The sequence below is a fragment of the Geminicoccus flavidas genome, assembly GCF_009806515.1.
Taxonomy (GTDB): Bacteria; Pseudomonadota; Alphaproteobacteria; order Geminicoccales; family Geminicoccaceae; genus Geminicoccus; species Geminicoccus flavidus.
The window spans coordinates 1-5,529 of sequence record NZ_WUJP01000472.1 but is presented as its reverse complement, the minus strand read 5'-3'; the positions used below and the strand labels follow the sequence as shown (position 1 = coordinate 5,529).

Genomic DNA, 5,529 nt, shown 5'->3' with positions numbered 1-5,529 from the left:
GGCCTGGCGCTGCGCATGCCGATCCTGGGCGTGATGGGCAAGGCGGACTTCGCCGGGCTCGGGGTGATCCGCGACAATCTGAAAAATGCTACCTACCAGCCACCCGAGGTGACCGGCCGCTCCGAGAGCCTGGAGCGTGCGGTCGAGGCCGGCCATACCGGCGTGCGTGCGGGCAAGGGCTTCTATGACTGGGGTGGCCGCACGGCGGCCGAACTGTTCCAGGACCGTGACAACCGACTGCTCGCGCTGAAGAAGGCCCTGCGCGACATCAAGCCGATGGTGCCGCGATGATCAGCTATGACCTCAAGGGCAAGACCGCGCTGGTGACCGGGGGCGCTTCCGGCATCGGCCTGGCCACGGTCGAGATGCTGCTGCGCTTCGGCGCGGCCGTCGCCGTCAACTACCTGCCCGGCGATCCGCGCGGCGAGCAGGAACTGACCCGTCTGGCGGAGGCCGGCGGCAAGGTGGTGGCAGCACCCGGCGACGTGGGCAAGCCGGGCGACGCGGAGGCGATGGTGGCAGCCGCAGTCCGCGAGCTGGGCGGCCTCGACTTGCTGGTGAACAATGCCGGCACGCCCGCCACCCGCAGGCTGATCCCGCCCCAGGATCTCGACGCGGTGAGCGAGGAGATCTGGTCGACCATCTGGAACGTGAACCTGGTCAGCGTGTTCCGCTGCACCAGGGCGGCCGCGGCCACGCTCAAGGAGCGGCGCGGCTCCGTGGTCAACACGGCCTCAATCGCCGGCCTTGGCAGGGTCGGCAGCTCGATCGCCTACAGTGCTGGCAAGGCGGCCCTGATCAACCTGACCAAGGACCTGGCCCGCGCCCTGGCGCCCGAGGCCCGGGTCAACGCGATCGCACCGGGTGCGGTCGACAGCCCCTGGATGGTCGAGTGGACCGACGAGCAGCGCACGGGCTCGATTGAGCAGTCCCTGCTCAAGCGCCGCAACCAGCCCTCCGACCTGGCCGATGTCATCCTGTTCCTGGCGTTCGGCACGAAGATGGTCACCGGCCACACCGTGCCGGTCGACGCGGGCCTGCTGCTGGCCTGATCGGGCGGGGCGAAGAGCCCGTCCTGTTCCCTTGCCCGGGCCGGTGGCAACCACCGCATCCGGGCAAGGGGGCCGGTTTTGCCCTTCAGGAGATCAGTCGGTCCGCTCGATCAGGTCCAGCAGGTAGTTGCGCTTGGTCTGGTTGATCGTCGTCCAGTCGGGTTCCAGCAGGCCGCGGGGCTCGCCGTTGGCGTTCCAGGACCACCACACCCAGTCCATGTTCTTGGTTTCCAGGTAGTCGGCCATCTTGTCGGCCCACTGCACGTCGCGGCTGGTCTCCAGCCGCGAGCCGAACTCGCCGAGCAGGAGGGGGGCGATGTTCTGCGTCTCGATGAAGCCCCAATGCGACTCCCAGACCGACGGCAGATTGTTCGGATAGTTGCCGGCCTGGTACCAGGGCTGCTCGTGCAGGGACGGCGGGTAGTCGTGCGGGGAATAGACCAGCCGGTTTGGGGTGTTCAGGACGATCGGATGCGTGGCCACCGGCGTCAGGCCACCGCCCCACCAGTACCACTGGTTATTGTGGACGCGCAGGCCCTCCACGATGATCAGCCAGTTGGGGTTGACCTGATGGATCGCATCGCCTGCGGCCTTCGCGGCGCGGGCCCAGTCATCGGCAGCGCCCGTGCCCCAGGTGCCGGACGGCTCGTTGTGCAGGTCCGCGCCGATCACGGTGGTGTTGCCGGCATAGCGCGTCGCCAGCATCTGCCAGTCGGCGATCCACTGTGATTCCGGGCGCGTGCCGCTGTACCACTTGCCGTCATTGCCATCGGGCAGGCGGCTGTGATTGTCCAGGATCACCCGCAGCCCGTGGCTGCCGGCCGTCGCGATGATCTTGTCCATGATCTGGAGAGGCGTCAGGCCCTCCAGGTCGGTGTTGAGGCGGTACTTGATGCTGCTGACGTTGCTCGCGGTTCCAGACAGCATCGCGCTGGAGAACGGCAGACGGATCGTGTTGAAGCCGAGCGACGCGATCTGCGCGATCATTGCCTCGTAATTGCGTTCCCACAGGCCGTGCACGACCATGTTCTGCGTCTCGAACCCGAACCAGTTCAGGCCGAGGATGTGAGCTTCGCGGGATTGGCTGTCGACGATCTTGTTGCCGCTCGTCTTCAAGTAGCCACCTGGAATCGCGTTCGTGGTAACCGCCACCGCGCCAGTGGCGGCTACCATGAACGCCGGAACAACGGCCAGGAAGGCCGCAAGAACCAGCTTGATGCGCAACATGTTCATTCCAATCGGCAGACCCTCAGAAGCGAGGGGTGGGGCCTCATTTTGTTCTTGTGCGGCCTGGATATTCTCCGACCAATAAAGCTTCTGCCTTACGTCATTCAGGATAAGCGGCTGTCCTGCGGTGCTGCCACGGCCAAAACAGCGCAGGGTTGGTCACCTAGTAATGGTATTTTTCCATGCAAACTATCTTATTTTATTTTGCTAGATCTGACGCTAGCTTGGTGAAGTCTACATTTTGCCGGAAAGAGACGTGAAATCTTGAAAATCTGGGCTTGGCCAGGGCTGCAGGAGCGACAAGTAAACCCATACACGTGGCTGCTGTATTCGCCGATGCTGGCAAAGGGCGTTCAGATCCGTGAATACTGGCGCTGGTCGTTGCGTGTGCCCGACTGTGATGTCCTTCATGTTCATTGGCCGGAAAGCGTGTTCTGGGGGCGGATCGCCGGTGCAGGCGAGCTGGCTAAAGAGCTATGCGCCCGCATGACTTTGGCGAAGATTGACCGGGTGCGCCGTCGCAACGGCATCCTGGTCTGGACCGCACATAATCTGGCGCCTCATGCAGCGATGGATGCCACCGGCGCCAGGATCTGGCAGCACTACTTCTCCGCCTTCCTCGACAGGGTCGATCTTGTCATCAGCCTGACCCATGCCGCCGAGCAGGTGCTGCTGAACACCCACCCACAGTTGCACACACGCCACAGAGCTGTCGTGCCTCATCCCCACTATCGGACCGCCTATCCGCCGCGGATGGCAAGGCCGGCGGCCCGGGCGGCGATGGGGCTGCCAGCCAGCGGCACCGTCATCTATTCGATCGGCTACATGCGGCCCTCCAAGGGGCTGGACGCGCTGATCACCGCGTTTCGGTCCTGTGCCCGGGATGGGGAGATGCTGGCGATCGCCGGTGGCGCAGATCCGGACTATGCCGAACGGCTGCGAGCTCTCGCGGGCGACGACGGCCGCGTGCGGATCATGGCGCGGCATCTGGACGACCAGCAGGTCACGGCGCTGGTATCCGCAGCCGATGGCTTCGTCCTCAACCACCAGACCGTGCTGAACTCGGGTAGTCTGCTCCTGGCGCTGTCGTTCGACCGGCCGGTGCTGGCGCGCCTCCAGGGTTCGCTCGCCGAACTCGCCGAGATGGTCGGGCCGGACTGGGTGACGCCGCTGGACGGGCCGATCGAGCCGGCGCCGCTGCGCGCCTTCCTCGACTCCCTCCAGCGACGCCCGGAGCCGGGGCAGGCACCCTTGTCCGCCTTGAACCCGGATGCGATCTCGCTGGCCACGCTGGAGCATTATTCCCTTGCGCTGGCATCCCGGCGGAGCGGCCATGTCGCTGCGCGCTGAGGCGGCCGGCACGACCGGGTGGACAGGGTCGCCCGGCCTGTTCACCCGGCTCCTGCTCAGCGGCGTGCTGGCCGACCTGCTCGTTCTGCTGCTGGTCCTGTACTGCACGCGGGTGCTGACCCCGGTCCTGAGCGCACCGGACTTCATCGATCTCGAGGTGGCGGCGCATCTGCAGGCAACCTCCGAAAGCAACCGCTTCAACCAGTTGTTCTGGCTGGGCGCCACCCTGCTGGGCATATTGGCGATCCTGCCGTCCTGGCGCCGTTGCTTGGCGCTGGCGACCGAACGCCATGCCTGCCTGCTCGCCCTGGTCGGGCTCGCCCTGGTGAGCGCCGCCTGGGCGGTGGAACCGGGCATCTCGATCCGCCGGTCGCTGCAGCAGGCCATGGTCGTGTTCTGCGTGCTGGCCGCATCCTTGGGCATCGCGTCGACCGCGCGCTGCCACCGGCTCCTCCATCTGGGGCTCGCGATCGCGCTTCTGGGCAACCTGGCGGCCCTGCTGGCGCTGCCTTCCGCCTTCGACTGGCGCGGCGACTTCCGCGGGATCTACGACGACAAGAACGGCCTGGGTGCGATCGCCATCATTGCCGTGCTGGTCGGCGGCACCATCCATGCGGAGCTCAGCCGGGTCGGGCGGTTCCTCAACCTCGCCTACCTGGCTGGCTGGATGCTGGCCCTAGTCCTGGCCGGCTCCAAGACGTCGATCGGGCTGCTGGTGCTGGTGCCCTGCGTCTACCTGGTCCTGCAGAGAATGGCGCGCAGCACCAGGCTCAGCATCGGCTTGCACCTTGCCGCCTGGGCGATTGTGGTGATGGCGCTCCTGGGATTCGTCACCCATGGCATGGGCATCCCCCCTGGTCGGCTGGCGGCCATGGTCATGCCCGATCCCACCTTCACCGACCGGGACGTCATTTGGCAGTTCGTCCTGGAGCAGCTCGATGGCCACTGGCTGCTGGGCTACGGCTACCAGTCCTTCTGGAATATCGGCCCCGGCTCGCCCAACCTCGCAGCGGACCTGCCCTTCATTCACCTGCTCAACCAGGCCCATAACGGCTATCTCGACGTCATCCTGTTCATCGGGCTGCCCGGGCTGGCCCTCATGATGGGCAGCTTCCTCCAAGCCTTCGCGGCACTGCCGGCCCTGCGCCACGAGCAGCCGGCATTGTATCGCCTGTGCTGCTGGCTGATCATTTTCGCCCTCATGCACAACCTCATGGAAAGCTCACTGCTGCGCGGTTATGTCCCGGTGTGGATTTTTCTGCTGTTCGCTTTCGTCATCGCCGGTAGATCGGCCGCAGAAACCAGAGCTTCGGCAGATTAATCTACATTGTTCTGGAAAATCAGATGACTGCGTCTGGAAGTCAGCTTGACAGAATCAGGATTCCAGTCATCTTTTTTGTGGCGGCTGTCCGGGAGATGGCCTCCGGTCGCGATCTCCCTGCTCATGAGTGGCTTGGTCCGACCGACGCGTAGCTGGAACTCGATGATGCCGAGCGCGATTGACCCTGGCGTGCGCTACGCTGTCCCCTTGCACCTCGATCCGGAAACGCTGACCAGGATCGGCGAGGTGGAGCATCTGCGCTCTGGCAACTATGCCGATCTCGACGTGACGCTGACGCTGGAGTTCTTCCGCAAGCGCTACGTGGCACAGATCGACAAGTTCCGGACGATCGACGCACAGACGGTGGTCGCCGACCTGGGTGCGGGCTATGGCTGGCTCGCCATGGCATTCGCCATGTTCACGCCGGCCAGGGTGATCGCGGTCGAGATGGACGGGCCGCGTCTGGAAGCCGGCCGGGAGATCGCAAAGATCCTGGGCGTGGCGGACCGGATCGAGTGGCATGTCGGCGCGCTCGGCTCCTTGCCGCTGCCAGACGGCTGCTGCGACATCGCCTACTGC

Annotated in this window: 6 protein-coding genes; 5 read left to right on the top strand and 1 reads right to left on the bottom strand. The window is 65.3% G+C overall.

The window, feature by feature from the left end; genetic code table 11:
* Both EQG76_RS13210 and EQG76_RS13205 read left to right on the top strand, forming a co-directional pair.
* The coding region (locus EQG76_RS13210) for a 3-hydroxyacyl-CoA dehydrogenase family protein (protein WP_235031350.1) at positions 1–291 on the top strand (291 nt) is incomplete at its 5' end.
* Positions 288–1,052: an SDR family NAD(P)-dependent oxidoreductase gene (locus EQG76_RS13205; RefSeq protein ID WP_159714036.1), complete on the top strand. Its 765-nt coding sequence runs from the start codon at positions 288–290 to the stop codon at positions 1,050–1,052. The genes EQG76_RS13210 and EQG76_RS13205, both read left to right, overlap by 4 nt.
* A gap of 93 nt (positions 1,053–1,145) precedes the next feature.
* On the opposite strand, the gene EQG76_RS13200 is transcribed toward EQG76_RS13205, so the two are convergent.
* Complete coding sequence (locus EQG76_RS13200; protein WP_159714034.1) at positions 1,146–2,279, bottom strand: glycoside hydrolase family 5 protein; 1,134 nt, start codon at positions 2,277–2,279, stop codon at positions 1,146–1,148.
* A 510-nt stretch (positions 2,280–2,789) separates the two neighbouring features.
* Here EQG76_RS13200 and EQG76_RS13195 point away from each other — a divergent pair.
* From EQG76_RS13195 to EQG76_RS13185, 3 genes are all read left to right on the top strand, one after another.
* Positions 2,790–3,629, top strand: a complete 840-nt coding sequence (locus tag EQG76_RS13195) for a glycosyltransferase (RefSeq protein ID WP_159714032.1) — start codon at positions 2,790–2,792, stop codon at positions 3,627–3,629.
* Complete coding sequence (locus EQG76_RS13190) at positions 3,613–4,950, top strand: O-antigen ligase family protein (protein WP_159714030.1); 1,338 nt, start codon at positions 3,613–3,615, stop codon at positions 4,948–4,950. The genes EQG76_RS13195 and EQG76_RS13190 overlap by 17 nt, the downstream gene beginning before the upstream one ends.
* A 165-nt stretch (positions 4,951–5,115) precedes the next feature.
* On the top strand, positions 5,116–5,529 hold a 414-nt coding region (locus tag EQG76_RS13185), incomplete at its 3' end, for a class I SAM-dependent methyltransferase (protein WP_159714028.1).

Coding starts and splice junctions, on each gene's coding strand:
- EQG76_RS13205 (WP_159714036.1), top strand. CDS start 288: ATGATCAGCTATGACCTCAAGGGCAAGACCGCGCTGGTGACCGGGGGC.
- EQG76_RS13200 (WP_159714034.1), bottom strand. CDS start 2,279: ATGTTGCGCATCAAGCTGGTTCTTGCGGCCTTCCTGGCCGTTGTTCCG.
- EQG76_RS13190 (WP_159714030.1), top strand. CDS start 3,613: ATGTCGCTGCGCGCTGAGGCGGCCGGCACGACCGGGTGGACAGGGTCG.